The sequence below is a fragment of the Polaribacter huanghezhanensis genome, assembly GCF_030444335.1.
GTDB lineage: Bacteria > Bacteroidota > Bacteroidia > Flavobacteriales > Flavobacteriaceae > Polaribacter > Polaribacter huanghezhanensis.
In genome coordinates this window covers 564,640-586,578 of record NZ_CP128595.1, presented here as the reverse complement: position 1 = coordinate 586,578, position 21,939 = coordinate 564,640, and the positions used below count along the sequence as shown (strand labels likewise).

The 21,939-nt window shown below is 30.5% G+C and carries 22 protein-coding genes; 14 read left to right on the top strand and 8 right to left on the bottom strand.

Features of this window, described 5'->3' with window-relative positions; genetic code table 11:
* The first annotated feature begins 71 nt into the window (after positions 1-71).
* The 10 genes from KCTC32516_RS02860 (at position 72) to KCTC32516_RS02815 (ending at position 13,200) form a co-directional block, all read left to right on the top strand.
* Positions 72-3,131, top strand: coding sequence for an efflux RND transporter permease subunit (locus KCTC32516_RS02860; RefSeq protein ID WP_301401832.1), 3,060 nt, complete (start codon positions 72-74; stop codon positions 3,129-3,131).
* Positions 3,118-4,623 carry a TolC family protein gene (locus KCTC32516_RS02855; RefSeq protein WP_301401831.1) on the top strand — a complete coding sequence of 502 codons (1,506 nt, stop codon included), beginning with the start codon at positions 3,118-3,120 and terminating at the stop codon, positions 4,621-4,623. Before KCTC32516_RS02860 ends, KCTC32516_RS02855 begins: the two co-directional genes overlap by 14 nt.
* Positions 4,624-4,865: 242 nt before the next feature.
* Positions 4,866-5,822 (top strand): signal peptidase I, encoded by a 957-nt coding sequence (lepB, locus tag KCTC32516_RS02850; RefSeq protein ID WP_301401830.1) that lies wholly within the window; start codon positions 4,866-4,868, stop codon positions 5,820-5,822.
* Positions 5,823-5,835: 13 nt separating this feature from the next.
* Positions 5,836-8,988, top strand: coding sequence for an efflux RND transporter permease subunit (locus tag KCTC32516_RS02845; protein WP_301401829.1), 3,153 nt, complete (start codon positions 5,836-5,838; stop codon positions 8,986-8,988).
* Positions 8,989-9,125: 137 nt separating this feature from the next.
* A complete protein-coding gene (locus KCTC32516_RS02840) occupies positions 9,126-10,154 on the top strand; it encodes a patatin-like phospholipase family protein (RefSeq protein ID WP_301401828.1) in 1,029 nt (342 codons plus the stop codon).
* A 5-nt stretch (positions 10,155-10,159) separates the two neighbouring features.
* Positions 10,160-10,864: a hypothetical protein gene (locus KCTC32516_RS02835; RefSeq protein ID WP_301401827.1), complete on the top strand. Its 705-nt coding sequence runs from the start codon at positions 10,160-10,162 to the stop codon at positions 10,862-10,864.
* Between the two features lie 6 nt (positions 10,865-10,870).
* Positions 10,871-11,164, top strand: a complete 294-nt coding sequence (locus KCTC32516_RS02830) for a hypothetical protein (protein WP_301401826.1) — start codon at positions 10,871-10,873, stop codon at positions 11,162-11,164.
* A gap of 129 nt (positions 11,165-11,293) precedes the next feature.
* Positions 11,294-11,425 carry a hypothetical protein gene (locus KCTC32516_RS02825; protein WP_301401825.1) on the top strand — a complete coding sequence of 44 codons (132 nt, stop codon included), beginning with the start codon at positions 11,294-11,296 and terminating at the stop codon, positions 11,423-11,425.
* Positions 11,426-11,520: 95 nt separating this feature from the next.
* Positions 11,521-11,709 (top strand): hypothetical protein, encoded by a 189-nt coding sequence (locus KCTC32516_RS02820; protein ID WP_301401824.1) that lies wholly within the window; start codon positions 11,521-11,523, stop codon positions 11,707-11,709.
* A 78-nt stretch (positions 11,710-11,787) separates the two neighbouring features.
* Positions 11,788-13,200 carry a chymotrypsin family serine protease gene (locus KCTC32516_RS02815; protein WP_301401823.1) on the top strand — a complete coding sequence of 471 codons (1,413 nt, stop codon included), beginning with the start codon at positions 11,788-11,790 and terminating at the stop codon, positions 13,198-13,200.
* A 180-nt stretch (positions 13,201-13,380) separates the two neighbouring features.
* Here the strand turns inward: KCTC32516_RS02815 and KCTC32516_RS02810 are convergent, their stop codons facing one another.
* Positions 13,381-13,608 (bottom strand): helix-turn-helix domain-containing protein, encoded by a 228-nt coding sequence (locus KCTC32516_RS02810; RefSeq protein WP_301401822.1) that lies wholly within the window; start codon positions 13,606-13,608, stop codon positions 13,381-13,383.
* 152 nt (positions 13,609-13,760) lie between these two features.
* On the opposite strand from KCTC32516_RS02810, the gene KCTC32516_RS02805 reads away from it, so the two are divergent.
* Complete coding sequence (locus KCTC32516_RS02805; protein WP_301401821.1) at positions 13,761-14,105, top strand: hypothetical protein; 345 nt, start codon at positions 13,761-13,763, stop codon at positions 14,103-14,105.
* 60 nt (positions 14,106-14,165) lie between these two features.
* On the opposite strand, the gene KCTC32516_RS02800 is transcribed toward KCTC32516_RS02805, so the two are convergent.
* From KCTC32516_RS02800 to KCTC32516_RS02770, 7 genes are all read right to left on the bottom strand, one after another.
* On the bottom strand, positions 14,166-14,729 hold the full coding sequence (locus tag KCTC32516_RS02800) for a hypothetical protein (RefSeq protein ID WP_301401820.1): 564 nt from the start codon (positions 14,727-14,729) through the stop codon (positions 14,166-14,168).
* Positions 14,730-14,800: 71 nt separating this feature from the next.
* Complete coding sequence (locus KCTC32516_RS02795; protein ID WP_301401819.1) at positions 14,801-15,232, bottom strand: hypothetical protein; 432 nt, start codon at positions 15,230-15,232, stop codon at positions 14,801-14,803.
* Positions 15,233-15,237: 5 nt separating this feature from the next.
* Complete coding sequence (locus tag KCTC32516_RS02790; RefSeq protein WP_301401818.1) at positions 15,238-15,576, bottom strand: hypothetical protein; 339 nt, start codon at positions 15,574-15,576, stop codon at positions 15,238-15,240.
* Positions 15,577-15,642: 66 nt separating this feature from the next.
* Positions 15,643-16,248 carry a hypothetical protein gene (locus KCTC32516_RS02785; protein WP_301401817.1) on the bottom strand — a complete coding sequence of 202 codons (606 nt, stop codon included), beginning with the start codon at positions 16,246-16,248 and terminating at the stop codon, positions 15,643-15,645.
* 53 nt (positions 16,249-16,301) lie between these two features.
* Complete coding sequence (locus KCTC32516_RS02780; protein WP_301401816.1) at positions 16,302-17,102, bottom strand: DNA adenine methylase; 801 nt, start codon at positions 17,100-17,102, stop codon at positions 16,302-16,304.
* 50 nt (positions 17,103-17,152) lie between these two features.
* Entirely contained in the window at positions 17,153-17,620 is a 468-nt protein-coding gene (locus KCTC32516_RS02775) for a JAB domain-containing protein (protein ID WP_301401815.1), read from the bottom strand.
* A gap of 60 nt (positions 17,621-17,680) precedes the next feature.
* Positions 17,681-18,871: a type IV secretory system conjugative DNA transfer family protein gene (locus tag KCTC32516_RS02770; RefSeq protein ID WP_301401814.1), complete on the bottom strand. Its 1,191-nt coding sequence runs from the start codon at positions 18,869-18,871 to the stop codon at positions 17,681-17,683.
* Between the two features lie 107 nt (positions 18,872-18,978).
* On the opposite strand from KCTC32516_RS02770, the gene KCTC32516_RS02765 reads away from it, so the two are divergent.
* The 3 genes from KCTC32516_RS02765 (at position 18,979) to KCTC32516_RS02755 (ending at position 21,809) form a co-directional block, all read left to right on the top strand.
* Positions 18,979-19,911, top strand: coding sequence for a tyrosine-type recombinase/integrase (locus KCTC32516_RS02765; RefSeq protein ID WP_301401813.1), 933 nt, complete (start codon positions 18,979-18,981; stop codon positions 19,909-19,911).
* Positions 19,912-20,332: 421 nt separating this feature from the next.
* Positions 20,333-21,235 carry a tyrosine-type recombinase/integrase gene (locus KCTC32516_RS02760; RefSeq protein WP_301401812.1) on the top strand — a complete coding sequence of 301 codons (903 nt, stop codon included), beginning with the start codon at positions 20,333-20,335 and terminating at the stop codon, positions 21,233-21,235.
* 52 nt (positions 21,236-21,287) lie between these two features.
* The gene (locus tag KCTC32516_RS02755; protein WP_301401811.1) at positions 21,288-21,809 is read left to right on the top strand and encodes a hypothetical protein; all 522 of its coding nucleotides are present in this window, start codon (positions 21,288-21,290) and stop codon (positions 21,807-21,809) included.
* Positions 21,810-21,939 lie beyond the last annotated feature (130 nt).

Genomic DNA, 21,939 nt, shown 5'->3' with positions numbered 1-21,939 from the left:
ATTTATGGTTTGATAAAAAAATATACTTTAAATAAAATCAAAAAAAGTTGAACATAACTAATTATTAAATAATGAAATTTCTAATACATAAACCCATTGCTGTTATCATGACAGCTTTGGGTATTTTAATTCTAGGCATATTCGCATCTACTTATGTGCCGGTTTCTTTAATGCCAGATATTGACATACAAGAAATTACAGTACAAGTTAACGCAAAGAATAGTACTGCTTATGAATTAGAAAAGTCTGTAATTAAACCATTACGCAATAACTTACTGCAATTAAATCATCTAGAAAACATTAAAAGTGAGACATCAAATGGACAGGCAACCATTAAATTAAATTTTACGCATGGTACAAAAATAGATTATACGTTTATTGAAGTTAATGAAAAAATAGACAGAGCTATGTCTTCTTTGCCAAGAGATATAGATCGACCAAAAGTAATTAAGGCAAGTGCTTCAGATATTCCAGTCTTTTATTTAAATGTTACACTTAAAAACGCACAAGCAGCCAATCAATCAAATAACATAACACCAGAATTTATAGAATTTAATCAATTTGCAAATCAAGTAATCCGTAAACGAATTGAACAAATAACTGAAGTTGCTTTAGTAGATGTAAACGGGTTGGTGTATCCAGAAATTGTAGTTATTCCAAATCCATCAAAATGCTTGTCTTTAGGGATTGACCTAAATGAGATTGAAAGTGTGATTAAAAAACAACAAATAGAGATTGGTAGTATTTTAGTCAAAGACAGTCAATACCAATATAATTTACGTCTAGGAACTACGTTAACAAATTTAAAAGATATTGAAAACATCTATTTAAATAAAAACGGAAAACTATATCAACTAAAAGACATTGCTCAGGTAAAAGAGCAGCCACAAAAGAGAAAAGGTTTGGTGCTTTCTAATGGTAAAGAAGCCGTTTCATTAGCTATAATTAAACAAAGTGATGCACGTATTAAAGATTTAAAAACAGCATTGCAAACTACCATTGCAGCTATGGAAGCTGATTATCCAGAAATTAATTTTTCAATTACCAGAGATCAAACAAAACTATTAGACGTTGCTATCAATAATTTAAGTCAGAGCCTATTGTGGGGAATGTTATTGGCATTTGTTGTGATGTTTTTCTTTTTAAAAGATATTAAATCTCCAATTTTAATAGGTATAAGCATCCCTGTTTCTATTATTATCTGCTTGTTATTTTTTCATCTATTAGGTATTTCTATTAATATTATTTCTTTATCAGGATTGGTATTAGGTATTGGTTTAATGATTGATAATTCAATTATTGTTATTGACAACATTACTCAATACAGAGAAATGGGGTATTCATTATCTGATGCATGTGTAAAAGGAACAAATGAGGTTTTTAAGCCTTTGTTAAGTTCAGTATTAACTACTTGTGCGGTTTTTATTCCGCTGATTTTTTTAAGTGGAATTACTGGAGCTTTATTTTATGACCAAGCGATGGCAATAACTATTGGTCTTTTTGTTTCCTTATTAATTTCGATAACACTATTACCCGTCATATATCGCCTTTTTTATCTAAAAGAAGGAAGGTTTACAAAAATAAATGCATTTATTAAAAAGATAAATAGATTGAATTATGAGAAAACTTATGAAAAAGGATTTCGTTTTGTAATGAAGAAACAAGGAATTGCCTTTATTATCTTTTTTAGTTTTATTGTTTTAACTGTTAGCTTGTTTTTTATGCTTCCTAAAAAGACAATGCCTACCTTATCAAATTCAGAAACATTTTTAAAAGTAGATTGGAATGAATCTATTAATGTAGAAGAAAACAAGAAAAGAGTTTTAAAATTAATTGAACCAATAAAAAATTCCATTGACGATTACAATGCATTTGTAGGTCAACAACAATTTTTATTAAGTAAAGAAGCAGATGCTAAAACTTCAGAAGTAACTTTATATGTTAAAACTAGTTCTCCCAAAAAATTAGTTTTACTAAAAAAGGAACTCTCAAATTATTTAAACAAAAACTATCCACAAGCAATTCAAGAGTTTAAAGAAGTTGATAATATTTTTAACATTATTTTCTCTGAGAATGATGCTCCGTTAACTGCCAAAATAAGAAGTGTAGAAAACATAGGAACTTCACAGAAAAAAGAATTAAAAGCTCTATGGAAATCTTTAAGACAAAAGCTTCCAGATATAGAAGTACAACCAATTTCTTGGGAAGAAAACATCATACTACTTGCTAATAAAGAAAAAATGATTTTGTATAATGTAGAATCTGATGCTGTCTTTAATACATTAAAAAGCGCATTTAATGAGCGAGAAATATTCTCTTTGGTAGATAATCAAAATTACATCCCAGTTGTCTTAGGGGGCGAAGAAAAAACAATTAGAGAGGTATTACATGAAACTCAGATTAAAGTAAATGATAGCACACGTTTTTCTATTGCTGAATTTATAACAGAAGTAAAAGAAGAAAATTTAAAGACAATTACAGCAGGAAAAGATGGAGAGTATTATGCGATGAATCTTGAAGTTATTAATGAAAAACCTGTAATGAAAAAAATTAAAGAAGTTATTGCTCAGAATAAACAGTTTGATGTAACATTTACAGGGAGTATTTTTAAGAACAAAAAATTAATAAATGAGTTATTGGTTGTATTGATAGTAACATTGATCTTGTTATATTTTATTTTGGCTTCGCAATTTGAGTCACTAACATTACCATTTATTATTTTACTAGAAATACCTATTGCAATGGCTGGTGCATTTTTACTGCTGTACCTATTTGATTATAGTCTTAATTTAATGTCTATGATTGGTATTGTTGTTATGAGTGGAATTGTGATTAATGATTCTATTTTAAAAATTGACACCATTATTCAATTACAAAAACAAAGAACAGGGTTATTAAAAGCGTTATTAGTTGCGGGTAAAAGAAGATTAAAACCAATATTAATGACGAGTTTAACAACAATTTTAGCATTATTACCTGTGTTATTAACTAATGGCATAGGCGCAGAGTTACAAGCTCCGTTAGCTATTGCATTAATTGGAGGAATGCTTCTTGGCACAATTGTTAGTTTGTATTTAATTCCTCTTTGTTTTTATCACCTATCAAAAAAGAATATATATGTTGTTAAATAAGATAACAAACCAATTTAAATTTATTTTGAAAATATGCTGTTGTTTGATATGTATCAATAGTATTCAAGGTCAACAATTAAAAAAAATAAGTTTAGAAGAAACGTTACAATTAGCTAATAAAAATTCTCTTGAAGCCTTTAAAGCAAAAAGGGAGTATGCAATTAATTATTGGAGATACAAATCATTCAAAGCAAAATTCTTACCTAGATTAGATCTAAAATTACAACCATTTAATTACAATAGATCTTTAGTGAAAAGATATAATCCTACTAATAATATAGATGAGTATAGACAGGAACAAAGTTTAAATTTATTTTCTGAACTTTCATTAAGTCAAAATATTATGGCAACAGGAACAAAAGTATTTATAAATTCTACTTTTAATAGACTAGTTAATTATGGGAGTAACACCATTGAAAATTATTCAACAACACCCATTAGAGTTGGTTTAATTCAGCCATTAATGGCATTCAATGAACTAAAATGGGCAAATAAAACAGCTTTATTAGAATATGAAAAAGCAAAAAAGGAGTTTATTTTTAATCAACAAAAAATAAACATAGAAGCCATTTCATTGTTTTTTACATGGGCATTAAATAGTGCCAAAGTAACTATTGCGATAGAAACAAAAGCTAATGCTGAAAAACTCTTTAAAATTGCTGAAAAAAGATATGTTATAGGAGCTATTGAAAAAGATGATTTGTTAAACTTAGAATTAGAAAGTTTTACTTCAGAAACTAATTTATCTAAGGCAACCCAAGAATTAGAAATAATAGTATCCGATCTGAAATTATTTCTAAATAAAGAAAATTTATCTGAATTTGCACCTGACCTGCCTATTTTAATTTCAAAATTAAAAATTAGTTTATCCGAAGCAGAAAAATATATGAATCAAAATAATCCTGATTTATTAAACACTATAATTGAAAAAATTAATGCAGAAAGAGATTTAGATGAAGTTGTTAAAGGAAATAGATTTAAGTTATCTATTAATGCAAGCTATGGTTTAAATCAACAGTCTAATACTTTTTCTGATGCATATCGTAATTTTTTAGATCAACAAATTGTAGGAATTTCTTTTAGTATGCCAATTTTAGATTGGGGAGAACGAAAAGGAAATATAAAAATAGCTAAAATGACTAAGGAGTTAACCGATATTAAAATTCAACAAACTGTAAATGATGTAAAAAGGCAATTAATTTTAAAAGTTAAAAACTTTAATTTACAAGAAGAGCAGGTAGTAGTATCATTAAGAGCTAAAGAAATTTCAAGTGATTCATATCAAATAACTGAAAAAAGATTTTTATCAGGAAAAGTAGATTTATTACGCTTATTAAGTTCTAGAAAGGCTTGGCAAACGGCAACTGAGCAATACATACAAAATTTGCAACTATATTGGACGTACTATTATGAAGTACAACAATTGACATTGTATAATTTTTCTGAAAGAAAAACATTAAAAGTGTCATTTGAATCACTTTTAGAAAATTAAATATGGAGCTTATTCAAAAAGTATATCATGTAATTAAAAAGTACTGGAAAATAATATCCCTATGTATAGTAATTGCGTTTATTGCATTAAATCACCTTTTTTGGCTGCTTGCATGTATATTAGGAATCTTTGTATTACGGTTCCTTTTTTTATTTATTATAAAATTTATTAAAAACAAATTTCTTTCTAAAATAGCAAAAGGTCTTGCCTTTTTTATTCTAATTTTTATAATTAGTATTGGGATGAAGCTATTTGTATTTGGAGTTTTTAGAATACCAAGTAGTTCTATGGAAAATACACTATATCCAGATGATATTATTTTGGTTAATAAATTAGTATATGGACCTAAACTACCTAGCTCTCCTTTTGAAATTCCATGGATTAATTTTTTGTTTTTTTTTAATGACAATGCCCGTTCACATATAGATAAAGAATGGTGGCAATATAAAAGGTTTTCAGGAATGGATAGTTTTCAGCAAGGAGATGTGTTGGTTTTTCAAGAAACTAGAACTTTTTTTTTAGTTAAAAGATGTGTTGGTTTATCTGGAGATATTTTTAAAATGGTTGACGGTGATGTATTTACAAATAACAAAAAATATACTCCTCCTCTAGCGATAAAAGAGCATTACAGTATCATTGTAAAAAATAAAAAAGCATTTTATAATCAGGTAGATTCCTTGAAAATTGAGGCAATGTTATACCCAAATTCAGAAATTAGTGATGGAATAGAAGGGGTATTAACTAAAAAGGAGTACTTAGAAATACAAATGCTTTTATCAGTGAATTCCATAAAAAAGAAGAAAAAAAAACAGCGTAAAAACGATGATTTATTTTTAGTTGAAAACACTTATAACTGGACTGCTGACAATATGGGAGCATTTATAGTCCCCAAAAAAGGATTGCAAATTGAATTGAATGAAGAAACATTTAATCTGTATAAAAAAACACTACAAAAATTTGAAAAAATTCAATTAGAAAAAAAAGAAAGCAACTATTTTTTGGATGGAAAAAAGACCTCAAATTATACTTTTAAAAAAGATTACATTTTTGTTTTAGGAGATAATAGAGGAATTTCTAAAGATTCGAGATATATCGGATTTGTACCTGTAGAAAGTGTCGTTGGAAAAGTGCAATACGTTTTATATTCAAACTATAATGATACATTTAATTGGGATCGGTTATTTAAAGTAGTCAACTAATAATAGCAGATAAATGAATAAGAAACTTTCATCATTTAGTGTTTTAACAATTTTTGTTTGCTTAACAATAGTAGGGATTAGTTTAATTCCTTCATTAAGTATTCAACTAAAACCGAATCGTCCTTCAAAATCATTGAGTGTTAATTTTACTTGGTCTAAAGCTTCTTCAAAAGTTATAGAGCAAGAAGTTACTTCTAAATTAGAAGGTCTTTTTAATTCTGTTAGGGGAATAAAAGAAATTACATCTACTTCAAATAAAGGTAATGGAAATATAAACTTAACTTTCAAGAAGGACATTGATATTGATATTGCTCGTTTTGAAATAGCAAATATCATACGACAAAACTATCAAAAATTTCCAGATGGTGTCAGTTTCCCTCAGCTGTCAATGAATGAAGGTTCTGAAAACCAATCTCCTATTTTATCATATACGATAAATGCAAATGAAAGCCCATATTTTATTAAAAAATATGCTGAAAACCATATTCTATCTAAACTTTCTAAAATTGAAGGAGTAAATCAAATTTCTTTATATGGATCAGCTCCATTTGAGTGGGTAATTACATATAGTTCCGATAAATTATTTCAATATAATATTTCAATCCTAGAAGTTACTAATGCAATTAACACATATCTAGATAAAAAAGAATTAGGGAAAGGAATTTTAAAGCAGGAAAAAGATGCAGCGGAAAAAGAAATACCAATGCAGTATGTTTATAAATCTACCAATGTTTTTTCTTGGGAAGAAATTCCGATTCAAAAAATAGGTAATCGAGTATTATTTCTGAAAGACATTGCGAAAATACGCTTCAAAGAAGGGAAAGTAAATGCATATTATCGGATAAACGGTTTAAACACTTTAAATTTCGCAATTTACCCAAGTAAAGGAGTTAATACAATTCGTTTATCAAAACAAGTAAAACAAAATATAGAGGAATTACAAAAAGAAATTTCAAAAGGATATTATATAAAACTCACCAAAGACAGTAGTGAGTTTTTAGTGACCGAATTAAATAAAATAAAAAAAAGAGCATTTCTTTCATTACTAGTTTTATTAATTCTTACAATTATTGTTTATAGAAATTTCAAGTACCTTTTTGTTTTATTTACAAGTATCCTTGTAAATCTTTTAATCGCTATTATCTTTTATGTTGCATTGGGTGTTGAGTTGCAACTATATTCTTTAGCAGGAATTACGATCTCGTTCGGAATTATTATAGACAATTGTATCATTATGATGGATCATTTGTTAACTAAGAAAAACAGAAAAGCCTTTTTAGCTATTTTAGCAGCAACATTAACAACGATAGGTTCTGTATTAGTTATCTTTTTATTAGAAGAAAGTCAACGTATCAATCTTTGGGATTTTGCTATCGTTATTGCAATAAATATTGGTGTTTCATTAGCAGTCTCTTTTTATTTTGTTCCTGCTTTATTAGAAAAATTAAATTTAAAAGAAAAGCAAAAACGACCTTCCTTGAAAAAGGGAAAAATAATAATTAACTTCACAAAAAGATATACCTCTTTGATTTCTTTTTGTAAGAAACCGATTGTTAAATGGGGTTTTATTTTATTATTTATTTTAGGTTTTGGATTGCCTTTTCATTTATCACCTGAAGAAATAGAAAACCCTAATGAATTAGGAAAAATCTATAATAAGACATTGGGTTCAGGTTGGTTTACTGATGAGGTAAAACCCACATTAGAAAAGATAACCGGAGGAGCATTACGTTTATTTACAGACAATGTTTTTGAAAACTCATATTATGCTGAGCCAGAAAGAACCTCATTAACCGTTAGAGGGGTCATGCCTGAAGGTTCTACTATTGAACAACTAAATGAGGTAGTGCAAAAAATGGAGCAATATATCTCTTCTTTTGATGAAGTAAATCTATTTGAAACAAGTATAACTAGTTATCGTAATTCTGTAATTCAAATCTATTTTAAAGAAGCCTATGAGTTTGGCTCTTTTCCTCATACTCTAAAAAGTTTATTAGAAACGAAAGCGATTAGCTTGGGAGGTTTGGATTGGTTTATTTCTGGAGTAGGTCGAGGGTTCTCGAATGCTTTAGGAACTGGAGGTTTTGGAGATCAAATTACACTTGAAGGATATAATTATGATCAACTGTATACTTATGCAGAACAACTGAAAAAGAATATTTTAAAAGAAGCGAATGACCGAGTAAAAAAAGTAGAAATCTCAAGTGATAGATGGGGTAGATCTTCCTTATTCGAGTATTATTTAGATTTTAATTCAGAATTATTGAGTCTGGCAAACATTTCACAATCTGCTTTATATTCAATGTTAGAAAATAAGCTTCATATTGGGGAAATAAAATCCATTGTTGCAGATGATGAACTACAAAAAGTAAAAATAGTATCTGACAAATACCTCAATTTTAATGTTTGGGATTTAAAACACACACCATTAGTTGTTAATGGAAATCAATATAAATTAAACGAGTTAGCATCAATAGAAAAAAGGAAAACAGGAAATACAATTAAAAAAAGAAATCAACAATATAGTTTAACGGTTGCCTATAATTTTATTGGTTCAAGTCCTTTGGCGAGAAAATTTAAAGAAAACAGAGAGCTAGAATTTAAAAAAAGTTTACCTATTGGTTATAGAATTTATAATCCAAGTTATTTAGATAGATGGAATAAGAAAGATAAAGCTCAATATTATTATATTTTTGTCATTATTGGAATTATATTTTTTATCTGTGCTATTTTATTAGAATCACTTAGACAACCTTTTGCTATAATAAGCATGATTCCTATTTCGTTTATAGGTGTATTTTTAACTTTTTATTTTTTTGACATCAACTTTGATCAAGGTGGTTATGCATCTTTTATTTTATTATCAGGGATTAGTGTGAATTCTGCATTGTACATTATCAATGATTTTAATAACATAAAAAAAGGACACCCTTTATTAAGTGTTCAAAAATGTTATTTTAAAGCCTTTAATTCTAAAATAACACCAATCATGCTAACTATAATCACAACAATAGTTGGATTAATTCCTTTTGTTTGGGAAGGACAAAAAGAGGTCTTTTGGTTTTCGTTTGCTGCTGGGTCAATTGGAGGGCTACTTTTTTCAATAGTTGGAATTCTGCTGTATTTACCGCTTTTTATAAAAATGAGCACAAAAACAATTCTTTAGTTTTCTTTAGATTGAGGTTTTTATCGCACTAATTATTACGGTTTTACCGTAATAATTTAATTTGAATAAGGTTTATATTTATTTTTTATTGAGTTGTTATTTAGATTGAAAAAAGTGTTTGCTGAAATTAAAAGAATATGAAAAAAATTAGAATTCTATCTATCGATGGTGGAGGGATACGAGGTATTTTACCAGGTATTGTTTTAACCCAAATTGAGCAAAAACTTCAAAAGAGAACAGGAGACCCAAATGTTAAACTATCTGATATGTTTGATTTTATGGCAGGTACAAGTACTGGTGGAATATTGGCCTTAGCTTATCTTACACCTAATGAAGAAAACCGACCCAAATTAACTGCTCAAGAAGCGGTAAATATCTATTTAAATAGGGGAAATGAGATATTTAATGTTAGTAATTGGCAAAAAATAAAAAGCGGGAAAGGTATAACAGATGAAAAATATAACGCTTCTGAACTTGAAGGAGCACTTGATGATACATTTGAAGAATTGAAATTATCAAATTTATTAAAACCTTGTATAATTAGTTCTTACGATATAAGAAATGGTAAACCTCATTTTTTTAAGCAACACAAATCTAATAATGAAATTTATAATTTTAAAATTAAAGATGTTGCAAGAGCTACATCGGCTGCCCCAACCTACTTTCAAACTGCTCTTATTAAAAACGAAATAGGTACTCCTTATCCTTTAATAGATGGTGGTGTTTTTGTAAACAACCCTTCATTGGTAGCCTACTCAGAAGTTAGGTCTATGAATTTTGAAAATATAGAGAACACACCTTCTGCTAAAAACATGATGATTGTATCTATTGGGACAGGTAGTGTAAGCAAAGGTTACGAATATAAGAAGGCCAAAGATTGGGGAGCAATTGGGTGGATTAAACCTATTATAGAAATCATGATGTCTGGTAATTCTAAAACTGTACATTATCATTTAACACAAATATTTGGAACATTAGAAGAACAAGACCAAAAAGATTATCACCGACTTGAACCTAAAATAATAACAGCGGATACTGAAATGGATAATGCGTCCATTGAGAATTTACAAAAATTAAACGAGGACGGCTTATCGTTTGTCTCAATTGAAAGTATAGATAAAGAATTAGATACTATTGTAGAAAAACTTATCAAATACCAAAACTAACTACTATGAAAATTAAATGTATCCTATTTTTAGTCGTTATAGCACTTATAACATCCTGTGCTGTTGTACCTAAAGAATCTGTAGAATTATCAGCAACCGTGGGCAGAGATATAGTAACGGTTTACAAATCGCACAAAGATTTGGCAACTATTCTATTTACTAGAATGAAGAAAGATGTAAATACATTTGTAGATGATGTATATGCACCTTATCAAATTGGAAAGCTATTAGAAGCAGATTTTGCAGATGCAAATTCAGGTAAGTTTGAATCAATGACAGGAGCTATAATTGATGCAGCCAAAAACAGCACTGATTACCCCAAACAAAAGCAAGCAATTGGTCTTATGAAAGATTTCGTTTCTGTGGTTTATAACGAAGTTGAAGTATATCGTAAAATACTTTTAATACCTATAGAAAAACAAGAATTAGAGGTAATGGCAGCTATTGATAGATCCTATAATCAAATTATCTATGCAAACTCTATAGTAATTGGCCATTTAGCTTCTGTACGTAAAGTGCATGATGCACAAGAGGAAATCTTAAATAAATTTGGTTTAGAAAATTTAAGAACTGAAACAGCCCAAAAACTATCCGATTATGCAGTAGGTGTAGATAAAATATTGAAAGATGTTAAAAAAGTAGATATTGATACTGTTGAAAAAAAAATGAAAGAAGTGCAAGAAAAATTTAATAAACTATTTAAAAAATAAAAAACTATGTCCTTAACGTATAAAGAAAGATTAGCACAAAGAGCAAAACAAAATAGAGCAGCATTTATTGGTTTGTATAAAAATGAAATTGAAAAACTACATGGGCTATCTAAAGAAGAAATAGATAGTATAACACCAGACACTACCGATATGGAAGTATATGCCCAATTAATAGCAGTGGTAGAAGAAGCTTCAGCAACAAATGAAACGCAGGCAAAATTAAAAGAACAAATTTTAGAACTTGGAGAAATTGCTGTTCAAATTGCAAAGAAGATACCTTCTTTGGCTTCATTACTATAAACAGATTAAAAATATTCAAATAAAGTAACTTGTACTTGTTATGTCTTAAGCTATTGAATTGTTAAGAAACTTTGCTGAAGTTTAGAGAAAAATTAATTAAATTGTAGTATAAATTTTAATAAAAAAATTATGGGAATTAAACCAGGACCTAAAAGAACAGCCGATTCAACCGGAAAACCAGACAGACGTCAACGAGATAATAAGAAAACTCCGGGAAATACGCCATCGCTAAAGCCACACAAGCATAAGAAAGGGGATTAACCAATTTGCCTCTAGTATTAAAACACATATTATTTAGGGTTAATTCCACTACATAAATCGAATAATAATTTACTAATAAATTAAATACAATTAATATGGGGAAAAGAACTGAAACTTTTATTCAATCAGATGATGAAAAATTCATTTTTTGGGAAGATGATTATTTTAAAAAGGTTACTATAGGTGCGAAATTTTGGGGTTGGGGCAAAAGAAAAGGAGAATGTAGATACTATATTTTTTGGATACCTGGTAAAAGAGGTTGTGGTGAATGTAACTTTAAATAACAAAACAGTATTTAATAGTCAAAAAAACCAAGTGTTTGTTAATTTTATACAAGGTTAATTTTTTTTTTAAATTTATACATGGACAATTCGCTAACAAAAGTTAAGTTAATAGAGAGGACTCAATACATGATGGAAGTTTTGTCAAGAAATGAAGCTAAAATTAGGCAATTTGATTGTGTACTGACTATAGGAATTGGGTTTAGAGAGAAACGTGGAGTTTCCAAACTAGGTGAGGCATGTATTTACATAGAGGTAAAGAAAAAAAAAGATATAATCGAACTTGAACCCTCTCAGGTTTTACCGATTATCATCGAAGATATTCCAGTAGATATTGTTGAAGAAATTTATTTTGCCAACTTAACCGATCTTTATAACGAAAATGGGATGGAAGATCCCAAAATCAGCCCGGACCAAAATAATTATAGACCTATGTTAAGTGGTTGTCAGATAACTGACAACCAAAGTGGGAAAGGAACAGCAGGGGTCTTTGGTTTTTCCGAAGAAAGTAGCTCTGATAATCTTGGTTTCCTGACATGTAAGCATGTGCTTCCAAATGAAGATTATAATAAAGTTTATCAACCTTATGATTATGATGATAGTCCTTCTATCGCAGAAGTCATATTTAGGGATTACGAACTTATCCCAGGTTCACCAAATAGAGCTCAACTGGATATTGCTCTATGCAAACTGAACGAAGATATAAAAGCAAATAATCAATTGGTTGGTGAAAATATTCTATTTCTTTTGAACGATAGGACCCCTGGGACTTACCTGGGACAATCAGTTTTAAAATACGGACGCACTACTCGATTAACCTTAGGGACAGTTCGAAGATTAGGTAGCTTTATACCTGATACAAAATTCCATACAGTTGTTTCAGTAGTTGGCTTGGAAGAAAATTTATATATTTTTGCTGAACAAGGTGATTCTGGATCAGCACTTTTAACTCCTGATGGAGGTATTCTTGGTATAAATAGTCAATCATACAAAACGAGTCCATCTTTTACTTATGTAAATGCAAATGATATAGGCTATATAAAAACTAAGATAGGTAAAAAACTAAAGTTTCCTATTTCTACTGATTTAATAAAAGTTCTCATTGCTAAAGATATTCCAAGACTAAGTGAATTTAAAAGAGTTCTTTCAACAAGCGAAAATGGACAAAAATTTCTTACTTCTTTTATTAAATTTTACCCCGAAGGAAGGAATTTGATAATGAATAATAGAGAGTGTATGGTCACTTGGATAAGATTATCTGGCCCTACATTTGTCATGCTCAGAAAGGAAAAATTATCTACAGATCACTATAAATTGGTTAAAAAATATGGAGGTCACACAATAGAAGAATTACTTATTGCCATGTTTGATGTTTTTAGTAAATACGGTTCAATCGAATTCTTAGCTGAATTGAAAAATTATCATGATGTAGTTATTAATGCATTTAAAGATTCAAATACTTTAGAAGCGGTTGTAATCAAGCTTACTCGGTAATGTAATGCTTCAAATTAGTACTTATAAAAAGCAAGTTGTAGTTGACATTTTAAAACCAGTAAGTTAAATAAAGGAAACGTTCTAAAAACGGACGATGTCTAATGTTTGTAAAAGTAAATGTAAGAATTTGTATTTAATTCTATTCTATAAAAAATACTACTAAATTAAAAATATCTAAATTTATATTCCTTTAAAGAATGTTTCAAAGTCAGTCTCTAAACCTTTGATTACTTTGTATAAAGTTTTAAGAGTTGCTGAAGTATGACTAGATTCTAATCGCTGAATTTGACGTTCATCAACATTAGACTTTATGGCTAAATCTAATTGAGTCATTTTTTGATTTTTACGAAATTCACGAATTCGCTTTCCAATATCATTAATAAATAAATCTACTTCATTTTCCTTCATAAATAATGTACTTATTATAAGTAAATGAAAGTATAAGTAATTTTACAAAACAAACACGACAATATTGTCGTGTCAATTGATTTTATTACTATATTTGACTTGACTCATAATTAATCAACGTCTTTCGGGTCAAGGCAATTAAAACCATTTTTATGAAAAAAGCAGTATTTAAGATTTTTTTAGCGTGTACGCTACTAATTGGAGTTTCATCTTTCCAAGCTTGTAAAACATCCTCAATTCTCAAAACTTCTACAGAAAGTTTTACAAAAACAAACCCAGATGACATTAAAGTATTTATTTCTAAACAACCAACAAGGAAATATATTGAAATTGGCACTGTTTCAACTTCAAAATATGTTGTAGGTTTATCTCGTTCTGATAAGAAAATCTATCGAACATTAAAAGAAAAAGCAGCTTCTATTGGAGGTAATGCAATTATTAACCTACAAGAAGGCCTTGCAAATGTTAAAGGAGTAGTCATTAGATTTATAGAGTAGATATAAAAAGAAAATAGCGTAGCTAAAGAGCACTCAATATTATTTGAGTGCTTTTGTTATTTAAGAAATTTTAAATTTCTCTTTTAGGTCTTCAACTTTTTCAATAAGTATTTTCAGTTCTTGTTTAGGTTTCTGAAGATCAAAATCTAAACCATGTTCTTCGATTTCTTGGAGTGAACTGATCAATTGAGATGTAGAAGAAAAGAAGCGTTTTCTTAAATTATCATCACGTTCAATTTTTTTCCTTTTTACAATCCGTATTGCAGATGATAGATATAAAATTAAGGCTATAGGTATACAACTTATAATAATAATTACAGCAGCAATAGTAATTAAAACATCCGTTACTCGATTATCAAAAATTTCTCCTGCATCATTATGATACGCTTCATGACAATGATCTTTACCATCAACAGGAAGGAAAGTCGCATCAATTATTTTTTCAAATAAAGACCAATACCAAGGCACATCTTTCTTACTAATGTAATAATGATGATTGTAGTAACCAACTCTGGCAGAAATCGTATTATCAGGGTTACCGCCAGCAATTGCATTTCCAAGTTGGTCAATCGATAGGAAAAGATTTGAAATATATTTCCAAATTTTAGAATTTTTAGTAATCATAGTTTTCTTTTTAGAGCTACTAATTTAAAAAAACATTCCATAGTAATGAAATGTTTTAAATTGATATTCAATTATTTAAGCCAAATCTTTTGAGCCTTATCAAATCCGCACCAACGATGATTTTTATCAAACCCTCTACTAGCCAACTCATGTCGGATAATTTTCTCGAGAGGTATTTTAGTTTGAAGAATAAACCGCAGTAGTTCGCCATCCATCGTAGAAAAAGCACCAAAGAGTTCTTCAAAATGAGGCAAAGGATTGCTATCCATTTTTATATGTCTTAGGTTTCGATAACTCATTTTTGAGTAATCATTCGGAAGAACATTCAAAAAAGGCATTTCCATTTCCTTGGAAGTAGCTTCTTCAAGTACCGCCCAATTGTTATCAGGTCCAGCAATAACACCAAATGTAATATTGGCAATACGGTATTTAAAGTTAAGCCATAATGCATGATCTATCGCTTTGTCTTTATCCTCAAAGAAATCTAAATAGTTATCTTTCATAAGAATTACTTTTTAGGTTTTTTGTTCATAGGAAGTTTTACTATTTGAGAAACTTCTTTATCTACCTTTTGAGGCTCTCGGCACCACTTACGTGTTATGTATGAGATAATAAACATATCATCCCCAATAAGGGTAAGTAATTCTTGGTTTTCCATTTCCATAAGATTATGTTCTTTAGGAATAGCACCATTGTGCGAATCGTTAATAATCTGAATAAGGTCTTTACGTGTAAAGAACTTTAAGATTTGTGGGTTCACAGGCTCATTGATTTCTGTTGTTGCTAAAGCACGTTTTCTTAAAACGGCTGCAAAATGTTTCATTAAGGATTTTTTATTTGTTTCCATAATACTTGGGTTTTGTGTATCTATTTGATACGGGTTATTATTAAATTGTTTGTCGATTCTCGACACTTAATTAATTTTCCATAAAGACATAATCTTTAACTCTTCTTTTTTAAACTTTTTCTCAGCTATAATAGATAGCAGTTCAATTTCTGCTTCTTGTTTGGTATCAAAAAAGAAAGAGGGTTTTGTAGTTACAGCATATTTGTCCTTATCATCTACATCAGTAGTGAATATGGCAAACACCCTTCTTGTCTTTCCATGTTTGAATAAAATGGAATAGTAATTACTTCGGTCATATTCATCCCAATATTCTACTGGTTTATCACGTAAGTAATGAGCACCGAGCTGAAAATGGTCAAAGAATTCATACACTTCTTCTTGTGACATGGTAGGTGTTGCAGTAATTCCTGCTTTCCACTGTTTGATCGTATAGGATAGGATAAAACGATTGTTTCCAATAAGTTTTAAAAGTTTAGCATCACTCTTTCTAGCAAGTGAAGACTTATCACAAACCAAACATATCCAGAGAGCAATTTCAATCAGTTCATCTCTTGTTAAGAAATTTTGTAAATCAGACAAATCTGGAATCAATTTTGGCATTGAAGAATTCGTCATTAGTTTCTCCAACATTTCTAAAAAGTGGAGTATTAATTTTCGTTGTTTAATATTCATTTGTATTTAATTTTTAGTGCGAATCGCACAGATTAGTATTCTATTTTGATGTATTATTTAATCTCGTTTAGCGAGTAGTTTGCTGTTAACACTTCTATTTTTCGTCCTCTCGATTTACCTTCAACCGCTTTTCTTGCAGATAAAGGCTTATCAAAAGTTTTGGTGTGCCATCCGTTTTTTTGGATATATGAATCCAATAATTTTGAAGGATAGGAACTCAATAAAAACTTTCCTTTGAGTTTAGATAATGTATCAAGCAATTGCTTGTAATCGCTTTCAGTATAGCCCCCATAATGCCCTTGATTAGCATCAATGTATGGTGGGTCTACATAATGAAAGGCATCTTCGGTGTCTCTACTACTGATTACTTTGCAAGCATTATTATTCTCAATCTGTGCATTTTCTAAACGTTTGTACATATCCTTATTAAAGAGTAGTTTTTTGTTTTGAAAAGCTTTGACTCGTTTACCATACTTATCGTAGCCCCAAGAACCTATCTGACAGGAAAACCCCATGTTGGTAGCGATATAAAATGACCAAGCTTGTTGTATTTTATCAAACAAGTGTGGCATTTTGTATATCATGTTTGCAACGGTATAACTGGCTCTTGAGAATAGGGTAGCTTCAATTTTTAATTTGAGTCTATCAAAATCTGTTTTTACCACCTCAAAGAAGTTTACGACCATGTTATTGGTGTCATTGATTACTTCCGCCTTGGATGGTTCTTTTGCAAAGAAGATTGCGCCTCCTCCAAAAAAACTTTCCGTATATATCCTATGTTTAGGAATTAATGGCAGTATCGTAGATACCATATTGATTTTTCCGCCGTAATAAGTGATGGGGGTTTTAGGCATTGTAAAGGGTAGAAGATTAGGGCGAGTAATAATGAATTAGGAGTTTCTAATTAAAGAATACCTTCTCCAGAAAAAGAAAGAGAAGACTCCGAAGTGATAATGATATGGTCTAAAAGAGTTACTTCCATGATTTTTGCGATTTGTTGTAGTTTTTTAGTTTGCTTTTTATCTGATTCAGAAATAATTAATTTCCCCGAAGGATGATTGTGGCAAACAATAAAAGCTGTGGCATGGGTTTTAAGGATTAACTGAAAGATTTCTTTAAGATTGACCATAACACCTGTACTGGTTCCACTCCCAACTTCTGAAAACCCAATCAATCGGTTGCTATTGGTTAGCAGCATTACTAAAAAAAATTCTTTTAAATCCATACGTAATGGATGGATAAATGATTTGAAACATGCTGTTGCATCATCGATTCCTTTAATAGATTTCATACTATTAAACAAAGGGCGTTTGTAGTGAATTTCTATTTCGTAACTACCCAATAATTGGGTAGAAAGTGTATTTGTTTTCATTTGATATGTAATTTAAGGTTATTCCATATCAGTATGAAGCAATCAATAATTTGATGTAGTCTAGCCTTTTGGTAATTGTAACCAATCAAAAGGAATTGTCTTAGCGGAGAAAGGAGGTGAGATTTTACCATCAACCAAAAGCCGTAAATAGACATGATAGTTTTCAAGACTTATAAAATCATTGGCTTTAAAAGTGGGATAGAACTCTTGCGCCATATACTTGGCATCATTATATGAAATACGAAAACAGAGGATACTGGCGACATTCCCAAGTACGGCATCTCTAATTTTTGGAGAAATTTGCCCTAAATATTGATGAGAAATTACAAAACCAATACTAAATTTTCTAAGCTCAGAGAACATATTGACCAGCGACAATGTTGTGAAATTATGGAACTCATCAAGATAAATGAAAAAGGGTTTACGTTTCTTCTCTGGAATCATCACCCTATGAAATCCAGCAGAAGACAAAGAACTTAAAAGCAAGGAGCCTAACAGATGAGAAGCATCAGCCCCCAAACTTCCTTTGGATAGATTTACCAAGAATATTTTCTCTTGATTGATAATCTGATTGATGGACAATTGTTTTTTGTTCTCAACTAGTATTTTCTTTATCGTAGGAATCGCCATAAAACTTCCGACCTTGTTGAGCACAGGCAGGACATCCGCTTTAGAAAACTTAGGGAATTGGTGTTTCCAAAAGTCTTGTACTTCTTTAGAAACAATATGTTCCATGCACCCCATTCTAAAGACATCATCCGTTAAAATTCTAGTGATATCAGAAAAGGATGTTTTGGGTAAATCTAACAAGCTTAATATCACATTACGAAGAATGAATTCTAGCCGAACTCCCCAAGCCTGTTGTCCCCATAATTTCTGAAAAGTTTCAATGATATGAGAGGCAATCAAATGCCTGTGATGATAACTTACTTTTTTAAGGGGGTTGTAACCCCATTCCTGATGTGGATTAGAAGCATCTAAATAAATAAGATCCTTTTGCCGATGCTTTGGGATTTGTTCTCTCATTTTTTTAACCAAATCTCCATTGACATCCAATACACAAACGCCTCTATTATGATAAAAATCTTGCTGTAGTAGAACCTCTAAAACGTTCGTTTTTCCTGCCCCTGTTTTTCCTAGTAGGTACATTCCCACCATACGATCTAATTGCTTAATACCGAATAGGCGATTATCGTCCCTAAAATCTACTTGTGCAAAATAGGAAATATTGGAATTTGAACTATCTATCATAGTTTGTATTTTATTCCTAGGCTGGTTTTTTTACAGTCTGCCACACTGGTTTCCTGTACCTAAAGGCAAGACTTGGGTTTTTGCTTCGGATATAGTTTGATAAGAATATGGCTGAACAAACAAATAAAATAAGGAATTGCTTTGAACGATATCTTACAGAGTGTGAATACTCCAAGAAATTACGTCCTAAGACAATGATAGGGTATAGAGAGGTATTAAACAATTTTTTAAATTTGATCCCTGAAGTTGAAACTCCCGAGGATATAAAGCCATTTATGGTCAGTGAGTTCTTTAAACGTTTAGGGGAAAGAGCCAAGGGTAATGGCATTGAACTTAAAGTTTCTACCATTCGTACCTATTACAATAAACTGATGGTGTTTTTTAGATGGTTGGAAGAACATGATTATATAGAAAAATATTCTCTATCTAAAAAGATTGTAAAACCTCCCAACCCGACCTATGAAGATGAAAAGGCTTTAAATGAATCAGAAGTATCAAAAATTATCTCAGCCATTGCCTTAAATAATTCAGAAGATGAATTTATGTATAAACGTGATTTAGTGATTGTGAGCATTTTGCTCTATACAGGAATCCGTAGGGGAGAACTCTTAGGGCTTCGTACCTATGATATAGATTTTGAAGAGCGAACCTTATTTATCAATGGTAAAACTTCCAAATCAAGAAAGAGTCGATTCATTCCACTCCACTATTCACTACTCATGAACTTAAAATCCTATTTAAAGCTGTGTAAGAAAAGACGGTTAAAATGTGAACATTTGATTGTCTCTAGTAGACAAGACAGAGCATTCACAGATCATGGTTTAAAACATTGGGTAGATAAGTATATACGATTATCTGGAGTGAAATTTCATATTCATCGTTTTCGGCATACATTCGCCTGTACACTTGCCAAACAAAATGCGGATATTATTAGCATCATGAATGTTTTGGGACATTCATCCACTCTAATGACTGAAAGGTACCTACGTTCTATTAAATCAGAAAACTCAAGACTGTTTATTGAAAAACTCTCTTATTAAAGATTTCTTGTTTGTCATGAATTATCATGTTAGACTAAAGATGTCGATACATTTATCAATTCACCATTTTTTGCTACATGAAAATGGTATTAAGCTTTAATAGATAAGTATCACTATTACAAAGAAGAATACGCTGTAGGGAGGTGGTCATTGAAAAAGACATATTATTTTATCAAAAAAGGGCTAAAACCCTTATGAAATAACAAGATATAGGGATTGAAGTATGGGTGGATTCCTGATAATGATGAGGTCCTAGGTTCAAGTCCTAGCATGCGCACCGATAGTCCTTATAAATTCACGAATTCTTGTGATTTGTAAGTCAAAAAACAACTGTCTCGAACCCACTCCTGAAGTGAGGCAGAGGCAGAGGCAGAATACCAAAAATATTCTTGTAATAGCGATTGCCTATATAAATCTATATATGAACATCGAATTATTATTAGAAGATTTTTGTCATTATTCAACTTATATTCGTGGGGTTTCAAAAAACACGATACGACGTTACCGACAGAACATCTCACATTACGCAAGAGCTTCCAAAATTACCCTTGTAAGCGACATAACAGAGAAAAACGTACAAACGTTCTTCTTAGAGGGAAGAATGCTTAAGAATTGGAAAGCTACCACCTACAGAACCTACTACATGACCTTGTTAGTGTTTTTTCGTTGGTGCATTAAAAATGGTCATCTAGAAAAGAATTACGCCAAGGACTTAGAACTGCCAATCATAGAAAAGTCTTTGCCTACTAAACTTAAAAAACAAGAAGCATTGCGTTTATTAGAATTTGCCTATAACTATCCATATACGCACAAATACCTAAAATACAGAAATCATGCGTTGTTTTCCATGTTCCTATTTGCAGGACTTCGCAAGAGTGAACTGTTGAACCTAAAACTGAACGATGTTGATCTAGAGAACCTCACTATTTTTGTCCGCCTTGGAAAAGGAAACAAAGACCGGATTATTCCAATGAGCTGTACATTGGCTCAAAGTCTGAATCGGTATCTTTTAGAGCGTAAAAAACTGTACAAGACCTGTCCTGAATTTTTTACTTCTTCCAATCGCAATAGTGGGTTTACAAGCTCTGGGTTAAAACTCCTGGTCAATCAATTAAAAAAAGCTTCAGGACTTCAGTTTACTATTCATAAGTTGCGACACACCTTTGCTACACTTATGCTAGAGGGAGGTTGTGATATCTATAGTTTATCTAAAATGATGGGGCATAGTGATATCAAAACAACTACCATCTACCTCTCTGCTACCACAGAGCATTTACGTTCTCAAATTGCTATTCATCCTCTTAATGATAATGTTCATCTCTAAATACCAAAAAGCTACACTGTCTATTCTCTAGAGAAGTATTCATAGTAGGTACATGTATTATTATCGTTCCACTCAAGTACCAAATGAAATTTTTGACCATCACTTACCATTCTTAAACCAAGCACAGCTTAAAGTACTGCTAGTTGTGATACGACAAGTCCTAGGTTGGATTGACCCTAAAACAAAAAAACGTAAACGCAAGGATTGGATTTCGATTCCGTTCTTTTCCAAAAGAACAGGATTAACGCACAAATCTATATCCATTGCAATTGCTGAACTGGTTTACAAAGAGTTAATAATTGCCCTAGATTATAATGAAAAAGTGTTGCGACATCCTAAAGACAGAAGAGGGAAGAAACGTATTTATTACACATATGCACCCTATTTTAGAAGCTTAAAGCGTAAAACAATGGTAGATCTCTTGGTAAACATGTTTACTTATCCACCTTATACAAAACAAACACCTACAAAAAAGAAAATAAGCAATGCAGAAACAACTCAACAATTACAAAAAATTACAGATAAACAACGATTTGAACAGATTGAAAACAATACAAAAAGAAAAAATAATTAATAGAATCACCTTTTTGCACATCTTATCTACAAACATTGAGTGACCGAGAAATTTTTTGGTACTCCAGTACCAAAAAGCTAGACTGCTCAAGAAATCAAACAAACGATAGTATACTAAAAGACATAGGATC